Below are 15,516 nucleotides of genomic sequence, written 5' to 3'. Positions count from 1 at the left end.
TCACTATGATTAGGTTTCCTTTAGTCTAATGAATAGTGAGATTTTTTGATGTGCTTTAACTTAAATAGAAAAACACCCCATGATATGAAACATGAAGCGTTGAAAAATGATACATTTACCACAGACAAGGCACTACTGACTGCTATTCTTGACTCCTGAGTATGTATAAGTCCGATTTCTAGGACACGCTTTTTCCGTTACCACCCTAAAATAAAAACGATGCTCCCGCCCATCCTTGGCATTTTCCTTGTTTAAGACAAAGTAGTTCTTCTGATTCATTGCCATGGTTCGTAGGATGTCATCAATCAAGAAAGTCAAGGGTATGTTCATGGCAGAATATTTTTGGAAATCCTCTTCGAAACGAATATAGTTATCTGAAAAATAATCCATCTGTAGTTTGTTTTCATACAGCTCTTTTCTAGTCATACACTCCCTCCTCCCACAGCCGAATTTCTAGGATATCTGCAACCTCTATCAACCTATATCCCTCGTTTGTCCTAATAGATAGAGTCTGAGGTGATAATTCGCTCACTTCACCTATGATCGTGGTTTTCTGATTCTTTTCCTTGACCACAAAACTTCCCTTCAGTTGGCCAACATAAAGCTGAGAAAGCAAGTGTAGCTTCTCAACTGGGTCCAAATCTATCGAAAAATTAACACGGTTTTTTTCTTCACTAAGCGAACTGGTGTGTTCTGAAAGGTAAAAGCCCATCCACTTCTGCATCCCTGGATCTTGATAATCTCGCGCAGATTGAAAAGGTAAATAAGAACGATCAATCATTTTAATCCATCTAATCCTCCAGCAGAATGTCCCCCAATCAGCTTGCTTCTGGCAAGACTCCTAGAGGCTTCTTCCAGTGCATTGGCTCTTAAAAGAGAAGTGAAACCAAATTGTTCCCGAATGGAATCAATGGTCGTCTGGAGCCTTTCTTCTTTTTCTAACTTGTCAACATCATCAAAAAGGGAAATCAAACCAAAGGACTCATCCACAAAGCCTGAATAGTTAACTCCGACACTTCTGACCGCTCCAGAAGTGTATTTGTTATGAAATAACTTCAAAACATAATCCGTTAAAACAGCTGTATTGTTGGTCGGTTCGACCTTCATTTGTGTGTGAATAGACGACCTGACCTCCTGTTTAGAGAAACCGACATAGATAGAGACAAGAGTTGTTTTCTTACCCGCCCTCCTCAGTCTAATAGCTACCTGCTCAGCCATTTCCCGGAGAATAATTTCAATATCTCGTAGCTTCACGTAATCTCTCGGCAAAATTTGAGAATTCCCCAAGCCCTTGGATTTGGCTTTATAGGGCTTATGAACATTACTCTCGTCAATTCCGTTAGCATGAAACCACAGACGCAGGCCAGCCTGACCCAGAGCTTTCTTTAGCTGGTCTGGATTGCTGGTGGCCAATTCCTTGATGGAGTAAATCCCCAGAGTATGCAAGCGTTTCTCCATTCGCCTGCCAATACCCCAAAAGTCTGTCATCTGGGGAATGGCCCAGACCTTCTCTTCCACATCCTGGTAAGACCAGTTGGCCCTCATGGTCGGAGTGTGCTTGGCCTCATTATCCAGAGCCAACTTGGCCAGTAAGGGATTGGCATTGGACATGCCTACTGTAGAGTAAATCCCTGTCTGCCTCCAAATATCCCTCTGAATACGAGCAGAAAGCAGATCCAACTTGTCTTTACGAGAAAGACTCTTGTCTGGGATGAAATAGTTAAGCGAACTAGTCAGGTCAATAAAGCCCTCATCAATCGAGTAGGGATAAATATCATCTGGGCTACCATAGTTTTGAAAGATTCGCTGGATTTCCATATTTACCGCTATGTATTCATCCATCCTAGGAGGTACAATCAAGGTCACCTGAGCCCAATCTTCGATATAACGAACATAGTCTGAGTCGGTCGGCAACCCTTGCTTTCGAGCATTGTAATAGGAAAATTTACGTGTTTTGATGTCAAAAGGCAAATCATAGGCCCGACCAACATTTGACTTGCCAAAAATCTTCTTAAACAAGGGAGAAGAGGCAAGGATAAGACCGGTCGAATTATCCGCGCGACTCATGACACAAAGTGAGGTTTTCAGCGGATGTAAGCCCCTTTTCACACACTCGACACTGGCATAAAAAGATTTCATATCGACAAAGGCAATGTCACTTTTGGGCTCTCTGGAATAATCAAAGTAGCCCATTGACTAGCCCTCCATCGGCACAAAGTTCCCAACAATAATCCCCACAATCCGAGGATCTTCTTCATAGGAGATGAAAATATCCTTGTATTTAGGATTGATAGAGACCAGACGCAGGCCAGCTTCCTCCCTATAGACCCGTTTGATATAGGTCTGGTTGTTACAAACCACTGCATAGACCGCCCCGTCATAGTCAAATCCTGTCTCTCGAATCAGTGCTACTGAACCATTTTGATATTTAGGTTCCATGGAGTCTCCAGATACCCAGGATGCAAAATCATGGGCCAACTCCTCATTAAAGTAAACCGTATCAAAATTCTGATCATCGTAGACTGAAGCTCCAATCCCCGCTGACATGCGTTCGTAGACACGGTACTCGTAGAGACGCTCTGGCATGATTGTCACTTTCTGAGCCAGTTCCTCTTGAGCCAGGTCGCGAGCATAGAGAACAACCTTCTCCTTCCCTTGCTTGGAGAGGCTATCGTAGAGACGGACAATCTCGATCTGAGTAAAATATCCTTTTGGCACTTTTAAAATATTCTCTAGCTGGAACACCTTCTCCTTGGACGGTTCCTTGACTCCACGTTCCCAAGCTGAGTAAGCCTGAAAGCTAATCCCAAGTTGCTCTGCAATTTCCTTCTGTGTCAGTTTCAACTCTTTCCTCCGAGCCTTTAATTTTTCTGGCTGATACATACTTCACCTCCTATTATGATGCTTTAATGGACATTATCTCCCTTAGAAAGACTAATCGATGCTTGAATCCATATTTTCAAAACTCAACCAATATGGTTTATTTTTATTATATAAAAAAAGTAGACAAATGTCCACTAGGAAAAGCAGAAACATCGTGAGTTTTATACTCAATGAAAATCAAAGAGCAAACTAGGAAACTAGGCGCAGGCTGTACTTGAGTACGGCAAGGCGACGTTGACGCGGTTTGAAGAGATTTTCGAAGAGTATTAATCAAACTAAAAGGACCTAGCCCTACACAATACAGAACTAAATCCTTTGAATAAATAATTGATCTAACTTTTAGAATCCCTACAGAAATTTCAATGTTTCTCTATTTGATACCAGACATTAGTTTTTCAATACGTGGAACGTAGAAGAGTAAGATAATACTGAATACAATCGTAATTCCTCCAACAATTCCATAGTAAGCAACTTCAGTTTCGCTTGTATAAAATTTTACAATTTGAGCATTGATAGCTTGGGCAGCTGCATTACTCAAGAACCAGATAGACATCATTTGTGCTTGGAAGGATTTTGGTGCTAACTTAGTAGTGACTGATAGACCAATCGGCGAAATCAGCATTTCTCCCACAATCACAATAGCCCAACTCATAATCAACCAGAGAGGACTGACCTTAACATCTGTCCCAAAGAGCATCCCTGGTAACATCATCCACAAGAAGGATAAACCTGCCGCAAATAAACCGTAAGCAAATTTTTTAGAAGAGGATGGTTGATTTTTACCCATTTTCCCCCACAACCACGCAAAAATCGGCACATAAATCATAATGAAAAGGGGATTGATACTTTGGAAAAAGCTAGATGGGAAATGAATCTGATTCCCAAATACATTAAAATAAAGTCGAGTTTGATCATCCGCAAATAGAGCGAGAACAACAGATCCCTGCTCCTCAATAGACCAGAAGAGTACTCCAGCGATAAATAGAGGAATGTAGGCAAATACTCGGGATCTCTCAGTGGTAGTTATTTTCTGACTAGATAAAATCTTGAAGAAATAGTAGATTGGAATAATTACAGCAATCACTGTAAAGATATTAACAATCATATCCACGTTAAACTGGTGAGTAAAGACCAAACCTAGAACCACCAGAATAACCATGACAAGTGTAATCAGCAAGCGTTTAATCAATGTCTGCTGGTCCTTCTGTGAAAGTGGATCAGTAGGGTAAAGGCTTGATTCAGGCAGGTATTTCTTCCCATCCAAAACATACTTCACCAGACCAAAGAACATCCCAATGGCAGCTAATGAGAAACCTAAATGGAAATTGACTTCCTGACCTAGATAACCCACTAGATAAGGAGCAACAAAGGCACCTAAGTTAATTCCAAAGACAAAGATACTAAAACCTGCATCTCGTCTATCATCCTCTTTCTCATAAATCCCTCCAACCATATCTGAGATATTGGGTTTTAAAAATCCAGTTCCAAAGATAATCAAGGCAATAGAAAGATAGAGAGCTACTTGTCCAAAAGGTGTTGCCAAAGCAATATGCCCTAGCATAATCAGAATCCCCCCGTAAAAGACAGTCTTACGACTTCCTAAAATACGGTCACTGACAAAACCACCGATAACCGAGGACAAAAATACCAGCGAGCCATAAATAGCCATAACCGATGCAGCTGTGGTCTTCTCCATCCCCAACCCACCATCTTGCACACTATAGTACATGTAGTAAAGTAGGATAGCTCGCATCCCATAGTAAGAAAAGCGTTCCCACATCTCTGTAAAGAAGAGGGTGGACAAGCCCATAGGATGTCCAAAAAATGTTTTCTGTTTTTCCATATATATATTCTCCTTTAACGATATAATAATTCATTTTACAGAATTTTCAAACAAATGTCAAACAAATCCTGTTTATTTTAGAAAATTTTCTGAAAAATCACACGTCTCATACTTAATTCCATCATAAAAATCCATTTCAGACTAACTTCCACTTCGGTCAGGCAAGTGGAAGTTACGTTGAAAAATCACCTTTAAAAATTTGCTCTTGTTTAGTTTAAAAATGTTTCAAACCTTGAAACATACTTATCATATCCTCTCCTCTTCAATGAACAAAAAAATCCCTATGCTAAACTTGTAATTACTAAAATACAAGCCAATAAGCATAGAGATGTAAAACTATTACACATGAAAAATAAATAATTAGCAATTAAATAATAGAAGTTGTGTACGAAATTTCTCAATTAGTTTTCACTAGTAAATATCATTTCCAACAAACGCCCTCTCAATTCCTTATCCTGATGATGCAAGATATTCATTAACTCATGAGAATTTTTGGCATTGATGAATTGATTTAATAATCTATCTTTTAATTCATATGGAAGAGAAGCAGTCTTTAGTAGTCTAAAAACTTCATCATTTAGTGATGTCCTTTTATTATCTTTACATTCAAATCTAGCTGTATCATTCTTATTTGGCAATTCAATTATAGACACATTCGTTCCTTTAAAATGAATTCTATGCCTTCTATTGCTTGGAACGATACTAGAATCTCCTTGTAATGTTAACTCTACCATTCCCATTTCCCAATCGATTGACAATCTTGTTTTATATCTTTGACCATTTTGATCTTCAATCATTTCAAAAGAATGTTGTTTGCCTGGGAATACATACCAATCTACAACTTCAGGTAAATCAACACCCATATCTATCTCAGAATCAACCAAGGGAATAATTGCACCACTTTTTGCAAACACAGGTATAGTCGAAATGTCTCTATAAACACTCAACTTCACACCACCTGTATATTTTTTCTCTGAAAAGAAGTCATACCATTCACCTTCAGGGAACCATACATCCACTTTTGCAGATTGGAATGCCAAGTCCATCTTTTCTACAATGGGAGCCACCATCAGTTCTGTTCCAAAAAAGTATTGATTTGAAACATTATAGCTCTCATCATTCTCTGGGTAGAAATAATACATTGGGCTGATTAAAGGGGCACCTTCCTCATGTGTCTTTACATTCATAGTGTATAGATAGGGAATCATCTGATGTCTCAAACGAAGGTATTTCTTCATAATCTTAGATGTTGTTTCTGAAAAAAACCAAGGTTCTTTACTATTAAAGGGACTTCTAGAACTATGTAATCGAGTTATCGGACTAAAAACGCCAAACTGTAGCCATCTAGTTTGTAGCTCTTCGTCATAATCCCCCAGCATGTGTCCACCGATATCATGACTCCACCAACTATAACCGATATTAGATGCTGTCGCTGTAAAATAGGGTTGAAATCTTAAGGAATTCCAACTAATAATAGTGTCCCCTGAAAAACCAACAGGGTAGCGATGACTACCAGGACCTGCATATCTTGATAAAATCAAACCACCTTCTGCATTTTTACAACTATCCTGATAATGATAATGGTTTAAAAGCCACAGTGGATCCAACATGCCTTGTGTCCCTTGTTGCCAGTCAATCCACCAAAAATCTACTCCCTGCTTTTCTAGCTCATAATGAACATCTTTAAAGTAGGATTCTCTAAAAGATGGATTAAAAAAATCAAAAATAGCAGGTTCTTCTAGTTCTACATTTAACCCTAATCGTTTGGCGACTCGCGGGTAAGCTTCTTCATAAGCCCGTATACCATCAGCAGGATGGACATTTAAGGAGAGTTTTAACTTCCTATCATGAAGTTGTTGCAATAACTGTTCTGGATTAGGTATTAAGTTTTTATTCCAACTATATCCTGTCCAGCCACTTCCAAAACGGGCTGGAATGTCAGTTATATGCCAATCCATATCTAAAACACCGATAGATAATGGAATTTTCTCTGTTTTAAATCTGTCTATTAAATTCAAATATTCATCCGACGTATAAGGCCAATACCTACTCCACCAATTCCCTAAAGCATATCTTGGTAACAAAGGTGTTGAACCAGTCAAATGGTAAAAGTCTCTGATTGCTCCTCTATAATCATGCCCATAGGCAAAGAAATACAGGTCAATTTGATTTTCTCTCTCAATATAACCAGACTGTTCATCCCAAATAAATCCTTGAGAATCATCCAATAAGGCAATACCACTTCGACTAATAATTCCATCTTCTAATGGGATTGCTCCATCTGCCTCATCAAGAGTCCGAGCTGTTCCTTTTAACGTTTCAATAGATTCACCAAAATACCAGCGACTACCATATACAGCAAAATTTCCTTTTAATTCTATAAATAAATTTTCGGCGTTAAATTCTCCTTTATTAAAATGCAAATGAAAATAGTTCGTCATAATATCTAGTACGTTTGATGTCTCAATAGAATCTAACGAAACTTCGCCAAAATCTCTATTATAGATAAGTTGTGTAGTTCTATCCTCAAAACTGCCAGTTTTAGAGTATTCTAACCTTACTAGCTTGTCTGTTAATACAGAAATTCGATAAAACTCTCCCTTAAAAATTTTCAATTTGTTTCCCTCCTTTTATGGTAGCATAAAAACAGAACGCACCATTTTTGATGCGTTTTTCGTTATTCTGAATGCAATGTTCTATCTGTTATATCTATGATAAATAATACTCAATTGAAAAAATGTAGTGGACAAAATATTTTTTAACAAACCAAAAGTTTATTAAAGAGTTATCCCCAGAGCAAGAGCTTCATCTCGCAGTGTTTCAACATCAATAACCGTAGGTCGCCATCCTTCAATCATATTTGTACTTAAAGCATACCAAACACTCTTAAAAACGGATCGGTTTTCAAAAGCTACTCCCATGATTGTCATCTTTTCTTTATCTATATCTAAGGACATATGCTACCTCCTTTAGTTACATTATACCATGTTTCTATGTAGCTTTTAAAAATTTTATTTTGTCTGTAATATCTAAATTTCAGTACTTTTATCCTATTTTATAAACCTCAAATTCAAATATAAAACGCATTCTTTTTCCTTTTTAACTAATGATGCTGAGTAAAAACTTAACTTCAGGGGCAAATGAAGTAAGACTAGACAAAATTCAAAAACTGATTTCGTACAACTCAAAATACTGATTTTAGACTGAAGATAATACTAGAATTATAATTAATGTTTTTATAATAAAGAGCTGACGACTTATGTTGCTTTTGATTTCTTAAGAATATAAAAAGAAACAATAAGGTAAACTTTCGAGTGATTTGAAACGTTGATAGTATCGTATTGATTAACATTTTGAGGCAACTGACTTCGTCATGTTGCAGCCACATTTGTAAGCGACTAAAGTCGCAACAACTATGTCAATTGCACCAATTTAGTAAGAAAGTACAAAAAGAACACCCCGAAAGGTGCTCTTTGTAAGTATAGTAATTCTTTCGAATTAACGTTTACTAAATTGTGATGCTTTACGAGCTTTCTTAAGACCTGGTTGGAAACATTTCTATTTGAATAAGTTTCAAGATGGGCTTAAAATCAATGTTTTTCTGCTTTTTCAGAAAACAAAATTTCATCTAATTTGAATCAATTTCAGTTGAATGGTGTGAATTTTACCCTAAAAATACACAAATTGAGCTAGATTTTACCAAAAAGTTCACACCATTGATTCAATTATTTTTTGTTACGTACGTTTTTCTTAGATGATAGACCTCCTAATGTATTTCTTATAGCATTTGAGCAAACCTCCGTTAAAGGTTCTCCTATTGCCTCCTTGTAATTAAATCCTAATAGTTGCATAGTCTTTAAAGTATCCTTATTAAGTAGAGCAACCAATTGTTTCATTGAATCTTCTTTCCCATCTTCAACATTAGTAAATGAAGATAGAAGAGAAATAACCCGTTCTAAAGTGTTGTGCAAATACTCAATATCTTTATCATCAATATGTACTTTTTCATATTCTTCTTTATATGCCTGAGCAATTCTAATTGCCTGTTCTCGTTCCGAAAGTAACTCATTTACAATTTCATCATAAGTATTTCGTAATTTATCGGCGTTACGTTCTTCCTTTAATGATTGAATTTTACTATTCACTAGTGTTGTTGTCCCCTTAAATGTTAGAGTTCCCAATTCAATCCCTGCTTTTACTAAAGCTTCTGTAATATATGGCTCCATGCTATACCTCTGTTATTTCTTTTTATAATAAAACTATTTTATCATAAATCAACATTAAACATAATATATCTTTTAGTCTCTATCCCTTTAGGTAAAAATACCGATTTTATGGTATAATAAAGGTAACGTTATATAAGGAGGTGTGCCATGACTCTTGATGTAAATAAAGAAGAATTAACAATTTTAGGGATTCCCTTTGATAATTTTTCAGATTTCGATACCGTCTGGTATGCTATTGGATCATCAATGATTGAAAATTATGAACCTACTGTTCAAGATGTGATTGATTTAAAAACTTATGTTGTCAATAGACGAAAGGAATTGAATATTGGTTAAAAATCAATACGAAGGCTATAAGTACATTGACCCTAATCACCAATATACCTATCCAAATTCCACAGTCTTAATCAACAAACAAAATGTTACAAATATTGAAGAAGCCTACCGAAATGAACACTTATTCGTTACTAAAAGACTTGCAGACTTGCGCTTGAAAGCCATTGAAGTCTATTCCATGAGTAATATTTTAGCCATTCATAACTATTTGTTTCAAGACGTTTATGCCTGGTCAGGACAATATCGCAAGGTGAATATCTCTAAAAGTGGTAATCCTTTTATGTCGATACAGTCGTTTAATGCTGCAGAAACTTATATAAATCATCTCATTCATTCCTATCATCAAACTGCCAACTCAAAAGATGAAATCATTAAACATTTAGCAAAAATTCTTGATAATCTTAATTATTTCCATCCCTTTCGAGAAGGAAATGGACGAACTCAACGAGAAGTTATTCGTTCCTTAGCACTATTAAAAGGGTATTCTGCACAAATACGAGTGGAACAAGATGATGAAGTTTACAACCTTTATATGGACGGAACTGTCTATGGAGACTTAGGGAAGCTAGAAGAATTATTTGGTAAAATATTAAAAGAAATATAGATTGTAATACTTGATAATTACAAAAGTGAAGTGATTAGATATATTAAAAGCCTATGAAATCAGCATTTCAAAGGCTTTTTTCTTTTAATTTTAGCAAAATAACTGAATTTTAACTGATTATATCACTTTAGGAGTGCAATAACAGATATAATGGTAGCAATGATGGAGACTATCGTAGCAACGATAGAACTTATGGTATTTGTCTTTGTGTAATTTATCTCAGTAAGCATATTCAAATAGGAATAATTTTCTTTAATTACATTTCGATAATATGACAAATTTTTATGAAATAAATTTTCTAGCTGAACTTCGTCATTTGATACAAATATAGTCCAAGAATCTTCAAAGTCTTTTTTAAAATTAGAAATATCTATTCTGTTTTCTGACTCCGATAGGCTTTGTATCTTTTTCAAAAGGTTTAAAAAATTCTTATTAAACATTATGTTCTTTCTTCCTGATACATATTTCGAAAAATCTCTTTCAAAAATATGAAGCTCTCGCTCTCCAAATAATAAGTAATAGAGCTCGTTCCCATATTGTGATATAGAGCCTAAAATACTAAATCTGGGAATGAAATTATTTCCTGAATATAGAACATAATCACTATCATTAAAACTATTTGAAATATAGTAATTGCCTTTTTTATTATATAGACTATAACTAATATCCCCGAAGTATATTTTATCTATATCAACTTTGTCTTTTCGAAAAGCAACTGTTAGATTAATTAATTTGTTCATTTTCCCATTTTCGCTATATAAAAACGTAGTTATATAATGTTGACATATCAAAGCAGGAAGTTCATTTGTCATCTGATCAATAGATAGATAATTAAGCTTATCGTCCTCATCATCCAGAATATACCAATTAATGTAATCTTTTTTACTCAAGTTTTTGATATTATCAGAAATAAATAATTGAAGATTAGACTCTGTCAATACTTGTTCTAAATGAAATCTATATTGAAAAATAGCATAATAATTATTTACCGTCGCCCAACTTATTTCAATACTGCTGAAAAAATTATCTCCAATTATCTCAATTTCAGCAAAAATTCCGACTCCATGCCTTAAATATTCTAAATGGACATAGTCGTATTTTTTAAATATAGTAGGTTTTTTATAATAATTTTTCACTTTAAATTTCGACTTTGGCAACGAATATAAACGCTTCGTTAATTTATTAACACCCTCATTTGAAAGTGTATCTAAAATAATAAACTCGCCAATTGAGAATTCATCAAAATAGTCTGTCCGTGTCCTCCATTCGGGATGTTTTTCTTCAATGCACTTTTTATGAAATTCTAATCCTTCCTGCTCATGTCTTTGATAATAAGATTGATATTCTTCTGTTGCAACTATTTTTAAATAATAATCAAAAAACTTCTTAGCTTGTCTATTTATCATACCTACACCTAATTGATACTTTATATCACTATCATATCATTTTTTTAATGAAACTGAATCAATAACCACAACTATTACTCATTTTATGATTTTAGCTAAATCTATCATGGCTTGTTCAATTTTATGTTTTCCTTTTTGCATGACATGACGATAGATTTTTTCTATATCTCTACTATCTTCTGAATGTCCAACAAACTCTCTAATAACGTTTAGGCTTACAATCTTATCAGCCATGACTGAAACAAAACTATGTCGGAACATATGGGGAACTATATGGACAGGTCTATCAAAATCGAATAGATCGTCAATATCCTTATAGGATTTTCTACTTTTCTTATTATACTTAGCGGACTGACTAGTTCCACCTCTTAAGAACATTGAAATTTCTATATGATACAATGCTCTGCCCTGTTTGTTATTTATAGAGGTGAAATAGGGGTTCACTACACGTCAATAGATGTTAGAAACCTTGATTTTAAGCGATTCTTGAAATTCTAAATTTCACTACATTGCAATATAAATCAACCGAATCACTACCTTTTTCACTACCTTTTTTGAAATAAGAATAATGATTCGGATATATAAAAGAAGAGGAACTTTATTGTGAAGCTCCTCTTTTTGTTATGTGTTCTTTTTCTCACAGATCGTATGACCTGGTTTGACACAGTTGGATTTCAGGTACTTTCAGTTTAGCTTTATATCAACCATCATCAAAATCCAACTATTTTCTTATTTTAAAAAATATGAATAAGTTTGATTGAATGAGGGAATTTCTTTAAATTTTTTCTTAGCACCTATAAGTTAATAATACTATTCTTTAAATTATAGTTTATAATTATCTGATGTTTCAATGACCACAAAACAAAGTACAGCGAATCACTTCCTTTAGTCAAACATATAACTGAACAACATTGTTTATCTTCCTGCACTTTCATATTTTTTCAATCCTTTTCTAAAAATTGTACGACTGATAATAATCAAAAAAACTGTAAAAACTATTTGATAGAAAAATAGGTTCAATGTATCTTTCCCTAAAAATATTAATACTGCAGGATTGGCAATTAATAAATTGGGAACAAATAACATAGTGATCAATCTGTTAATACCTGTAAAAATATTATATGGATACTTAGAAATTCCAATATAATTCAAAAATACATCTACTTTTGAAAATTTAGTTGGGAACCAAAATGAACTAATCGTTATTAGAAACCAAATTGAATAATATATAATACAACCACACATTAAAGAAAGGATATAAAATAATATTTTTAATGAATTTAAATGTACATTTAAATTTCCATAACTTATAAAAATGATCGCAAGACCAAAAAAAGTATTCACGAATTGAACTAAATTAAATGATCTAAAAATATAGAACAACTGAGTATCAAACGGCCTCAATAAAATTTGATCCAAGTTACCACTCAAAATATCTGATTCTAAAATTCCCATACTTCTAATTAACAATCCCATCATAACTCCATCTACAATAGTGTAGGAACCTACCAAAAATAAAATTTGATAATAGTCCCAACCATTAAAAGAGTCTATGTTTAAGAAAATCAATCTAAAAAATACAATAGGTAAACCAATCCACAGTATCGACGAAAATAGACCACAAAAGAAGTCAAAATGAAAATTCATATCAGATTTAAAACCAAAATGAAGTAGCCTAAAAATTACTTTTATTCTAAACATTTTATCCTCCCACATTTGAGAAGTGCTCCACTCCTTTTCTCAATATGAATCTTGATATAATATAAAAAATGATGCACCAAATCAATTGAATACAAATAATTCTCAAATAGTCTATTAATTTATATGTATCATTACTAAACATCTGAACCGGTTCATATACTAAGTATTTAAAAGGTAATACATCTAAAAACAGACGAAAATTATTTGAAAAAAAACTTAAAGGCAATAATATTCCTGATAAAAACTGAATTACTATTTCTTTAACAGTAAGGACAAAAAATATATTTTCTAACCAAAAAGAAAGCATACCTACACAACATGATATTAAAAACCATAGAACCATAGATAGAATAATTGCAATACTTCCTAAAATAAGAATTTCAATGGTTAATAACTCATTCTTGTAATAAACACTGGAGAATAAAATGACAGGAATGATGATAAATAATAAATGAGCAAGCCTATCTCCAAGCATTTTACAAAAATAATACTTATAAAAAGTAACAGGTTTTATTAATATGCTAAAAAAATTTCCTGAATGAACATCGTCATTGATTTCCCAATCAACTGGATAAAAAACAAAATATGAAAAAATTATAGTCCCCAAATAGTATTGAAGCATTGAGGTAAAATCATATCCTGCTATATTTATCTGGTTACTCTGATATATATACGTCCATAAAAATACTGATATCATAATTTGTATACTTGCCTGTAACATTAACAATAGTACACTTGATTTATAGTTCAAAATAGATCGAAATGATATCAGAATAATAGACATTTCTTTTTTCAATTGTGCTCCTTTTTTGTAAAATAGTTTTGTAAAATAATTTCTTCTAAAGAAAGATTTGATATTTCAAAATCTTCTATATCTACAAGCTTATTGATTGATTCTAATGTCTCAAAGACAAAATCTCTAGGTATTTTTAGTATACATTCCGATTTTGTTTGAGAAATGACTACTACTCCTTTAACAGAGCATAACTCTGGTACCAAATCTAATGTCATTTTTATCTTTAAATATTTAAAATCAGAAAATTTAGATAAAATAACATCCATTGACTCCTGCAAAATAATTTTTCCTTTGTCAATGACGATTAATTCGTCACAAACAGACGAAATATCATCCATATCATGACTCGTTAAAATAATAGTAGTATGACATTCTTCATTCATTTTCTTTAAAAATGTTCTGATATCTTTTTTAGACTGTATATCTAACCCTATAGTAGGCTCGTCTAAAAATAATATTTCCGGACTTGTTAAAGATGCCGCGATAAACTCCATTTTCATTTTTTGTCCAAGAGAGAGGGTCCGGACCTGCTGGTAAAGCTGATCTTTTACATTCAACAAATTGCTTAATTCCTGAATTCGTTCTTGTAAAATCGCCGGTTCTACCTCATATAAAGTACCAATCAATTGAAAATAATCCATAGCCGAAACATCTTGAAATAACTGTAATTTATTTCCTACTACTATTGAAATTTTTTTTCTAAAATTTATACTTCTTTTAAATGGAATTTCTCCATTCACTTCTAATTTTCCGGAACTAGGATAAAGAGTCCCAGTCAACATTTTAATCGTTGTGGATTTACCAGCTCCATTACTCCCAATAAAGCCAACTATACTCCCTCTCTTAATCGTAAAACTAATATCTTGAACAGCTCGAATCGTTATTTGATTACGTTTCAAAAATCTCTTGATAAATGGGAGTCTTGAATCAAAATTATAAAAATTTTTAGATAAATTCTGAGCATTAATAACTATTTCACTCATATATCTCTCCTTTCGATAAAATATATTTACTTGTACTTTTTCCATACTTTACCAAAATGCTAAAGATTGAGCTAAAATCTTCGGGATGGGTAAAATAATATTTGTCTTTAAAAAGTTTCTCAAAACCTTCAAGGCGATTATTGAAATCATTAAATTTTGTATTGTCTAGCTGGTTGAATGTCTCTTTAATATCCATAAACTTTCTCCGTGATTCTTTATTTCACTTTATAAATAGAAGAGTGTCTATATATTTATAGATCCTCAAGAACTTGCATTTTATCAAGTATAAGTAGAATAGTATGTAAGGGTTTACATATTCATATTATATGATTATTTAAGGAATCCGTCAATTTTCCACATTATTATATGACAAAATGTATTTTTTAAAAATGCAAAAATCTATGAGCAAGATGTTTGACTTCCTTTTTAAAGTATATATACTTATATTAATCTTAGAAAACAAAAAATGTTTGAACAGATATTCAATAATAATTACTTTTTTTAAAATTAAAATTCGAACTTTAAATTTTTATCTTTTTTATATTATTGAGTAACCTAAATTGCCCAATTTGTAAAATTTAGCTAGACAAAAAAAGACATCCAAGAGAAATTTCTTAAATGTCTGTAAACGTTGATATAAGCGTGTTGATTAACGTTTTGATAATTGTGATACTTTACGAGCTTTCTTAAGACCTGGTTGGGGCATCACTTATTTCATCTAATTTCAAAATGCTTTAA

16 protein-coding genes are annotated in these 15,516 nt (G+C 33.3%); 2 read left to right on the top strand and 14 right to left on the bottom strand.

The genetic code is table 11. The annotated features are described in order from the left end of the window. Window positions 1-132: 132 nt before the first annotated feature. The 8 genes from JQ843_RS01010 to JQ843_RS00975 form a co-directional block, all read right to left on the bottom strand. Window positions 133-426: a DUF5960 family protein gene (locus JQ843_RS01010; protein ID WP_203212654.1), complete on the bottom strand. Its 294-nt coding sequence runs from the start codon at window positions 424-426 to the stop codon at window positions 133-135. Beyond that, complete coding sequence (locus tag JQ843_RS01005) at window positions 419-781, bottom strand: hypothetical protein (RefSeq protein ID WP_203212653.1); 363 nt, start codon at window positions 779-781, stop codon at window positions 419-421. The genes JQ843_RS01010 and JQ843_RS01005 overlap by 8 nt, the downstream gene beginning before the upstream one ends. Further along, window positions 778-2,193 (bottom strand): Y-family DNA polymerase, encoded by a 1,416-nt coding sequence (locus JQ843_RS01000; RefSeq protein WP_203212652.1) that lies wholly within the window; start codon window positions 2,191-2,193, stop codon window positions 778-780. Before JQ843_RS01000 ends, JQ843_RS01005 begins: the two co-directional genes overlap by 4 nt. Before the next feature lie 3 nt (window positions 2,194-2,196). Then, entirely contained in the window at window positions 2,197-2,883 is a 687-nt protein-coding gene (locus JQ843_RS00995) for an XRE family transcriptional regulator (protein ID WP_203212651.1), read from the bottom strand. A 370-nt stretch (window positions 2,884-3,253) separates the two neighbouring features. Further along, complete coding sequence (locus JQ843_RS00990; protein ID WP_419991893.1) at window positions 3,254-4,663, bottom strand: peptide MFS transporter; 1,410 nt, start codon at window positions 4,661-4,663, stop codon at window positions 3,254-3,256. Between the two features lie 464 nt (window positions 4,664-5,127). After that, window positions 5,128-7,341 (bottom strand): glycoside hydrolase family 31 protein, encoded by a 2,214-nt coding sequence (locus JQ843_RS00985; RefSeq protein WP_203212649.1) that lies wholly within the window; start codon window positions 7,339-7,341, stop codon window positions 5,128-5,130. A gap of 162 nt (window positions 7,342-7,503) precedes the next feature. After that, complete coding sequence (locus tag JQ843_RS00980; RefSeq protein ID WP_049516166.1) at window positions 7,504-7,683, bottom strand: hypothetical protein; 180 nt, start codon at window positions 7,681-7,683, stop codon at window positions 7,504-7,506. A 768-nt stretch (window positions 7,684-8,451) separates the two neighbouring features. Continuing rightward, complete coding sequence (locus tag JQ843_RS00975) at window positions 8,452-8,952, bottom strand: hypothetical protein (RefSeq protein ID WP_049529777.1); 501 nt, start codon at window positions 8,950-8,952, stop codon at window positions 8,452-8,454. Window positions 8,953-9,099: 147 nt separating this feature from the next. Here JQ843_RS00975 and JQ843_RS00970 point away from each other — a divergent pair, with 147 nt between their 5' ends. Then, window positions 9,100-9,288, top strand: a complete 189-nt coding sequence (locus JQ843_RS00970) for a hypothetical protein (RefSeq protein WP_000171300.1) — start codon at window positions 9,100-9,102, stop codon at window positions 9,286-9,288. Then, window positions 9,281-9,892, top strand: a complete 612-nt coding sequence (locus JQ843_RS00965) for a Fic/DOC family protein (RefSeq protein WP_000240415.1) — start codon at window positions 9,281-9,283, stop codon at window positions 9,890-9,892. Before JQ843_RS00970 ends, JQ843_RS00965 begins: the two co-directional genes overlap by 8 nt. Before the next feature lie 122 nt (window positions 9,893-10,014). On the opposite strand, the gene JQ843_RS00960 is transcribed toward JQ843_RS00965, so the two are convergent. The 6 genes from JQ843_RS00960 to JQ843_RS00935 form a co-directional block, all read right to left on the bottom strand. Next, entirely contained in the window at window positions 10,015-11,298 is a 1,284-nt protein-coding gene (locus JQ843_RS00960) for a hypothetical protein (RefSeq protein WP_203212648.1), read from the bottom strand. Window positions 11,299-11,376: 78 nt separating this feature from the next. Next, the gene (locus tag JQ843_RS00955; protein ID WP_203212693.1) at window positions 11,377-11,676 is read right to left on the bottom strand and encodes a tyrosine-type recombinase/integrase; all 300 of its coding nucleotides are present in this window, start codon (window positions 11,674-11,676) and stop codon (window positions 11,377-11,379) included. Window positions 11,677-12,213: 537 nt separating this feature from the next. Next, on the bottom strand, window positions 12,214-12,999 hold the full coding sequence (locus JQ843_RS00950; RefSeq protein ID WP_003013947.1) for an ABC transporter permease: 786 nt from the start codon (window positions 12,997-12,999) through the stop codon (window positions 12,214-12,216). Window position 13,000: 1 nt separating this feature from the next. Beyond that, window positions 13,001-13,795, bottom strand: coding sequence for an ABC transporter permease (locus tag JQ843_RS00945; RefSeq protein WP_203212647.1), 795 nt, complete (start codon window positions 13,793-13,795; stop codon window positions 13,001-13,003). After that, entirely contained in the window at window positions 13,792-14,778 is a 987-nt protein-coding gene (locus JQ843_RS00940) for an ABC transporter ATP-binding protein (RefSeq protein ID WP_003010129.1), read from the bottom strand. Before JQ843_RS00940 ends, JQ843_RS00945 begins: the two co-directional genes overlap by 4 nt. Next, the gene (locus JQ843_RS00935) at window positions 14,771-14,974 is read right to left on the bottom strand and encodes a hypothetical protein (protein WP_003010127.1); all 204 of its coding nucleotides are present in this window, start codon (window positions 14,972-14,974) and stop codon (window positions 14,771-14,773) included. Before JQ843_RS00935 ends, JQ843_RS00940 begins: the two co-directional genes overlap by 8 nt. Window positions 14,975-15,516 lie beyond the last annotated feature (542 nt).

Origin of the sequence: Streptococcus mitis (assembly GCF_905187495.1) — a bacterium.
GTDB lineage: Bacteria > Bacillota > Bacilli > Lactobacillales > Streptococcaceae > Streptococcus > Streptococcus mitis_CU.
Note: the sequence above shows the minus strand (reverse complement) of the source record. Positions and strands in the feature narration are given on the sequence as shown.

Bases quoted from the DNA above. Each gene is read 5' to 3' on its own strand.
- JQ843_RS00995 (WP_203212651.1), bottom strand. From the start codon at position 2,883: ATGTATCAGCCAGAAAAATTAAAGGCTCGGAGGAAAGAGTTGAAACTG.
- JQ843_RS00970 (WP_000171300.1), top strand. From the start codon at position 9,100: ATGACTCTTGATGTAAATAAAGAAGAATTAACAATTTTAGGGATTCCC.
- JQ843_RS00990 (WP_419991893.1), bottom strand. From the start codon at position 4,663: ATGTGGGAACGCTTTTCTTACTATGGGATGCGAGCTATCCTACTTTAC.
- JQ843_RS00980 (WP_049516166.1), bottom strand. From the start codon at position 7,683: ATGTCCTTAGATATAGATAAAGAAAAGATGACAATCATGGGAGTAGCT.
- JQ843_RS01000 (WP_203212652.1), bottom strand. From the start codon at position 2,193: ATGGGCTACTTTGATTATTCCAGAGAGCCCAAAAGTGACATTGCCTTT.
- JQ843_RS00955 (WP_203212693.1), bottom strand. From the start codon at position 11,676: ATGTTCTTAAGAGGTGGAACTAGTCAGTCCGCTAAGTATAATAAGAAA.
- JQ843_RS00960 (WP_203212648.1), bottom strand. From the start codon at position 11,298: ATGATAAATAGACAAGCTAAGAAGTTTTTTGATTATTATTTAAAAATA.
- JQ843_RS01010 (WP_203212654.1), bottom strand. From the start codon at position 426: ATGACTAGAAAAGAGCTGTATGAAAACAAACTACAGATGGATTATTTT.
- JQ843_RS01005 (WP_203212653.1), bottom strand. From the start codon at position 781: ATGATTGATCGTTCTTATTTACCTTTTCAATCTGCGCGAGATTATCAA.
- JQ843_RS00935 (WP_003010127.1), bottom strand. From the start codon at position 14,974: ATGGATATTAAAGAGACATTCAACCAGCTAGACAATACAAAATTTAAT.
- JQ843_RS00950 (WP_003013947.1), bottom strand. From the start codon at position 12,999: ATGTTTAGAATAAAAGTAATTTTTAGGCTACTTCATTTTGGTTTTAAA.
- JQ843_RS00940 (WP_003010129.1), bottom strand. From the start codon at position 14,778: ATGAGTGAAATAGTTATTAATGCTCAGAATTTATCTAAAAATTTTTAT.
- JQ843_RS00975 (WP_049529777.1), bottom strand. From the start codon at position 8,952: ATGGAGCCATATATTACAGAAGCTTTAGTAAAAGCAGGGATTGAATTG.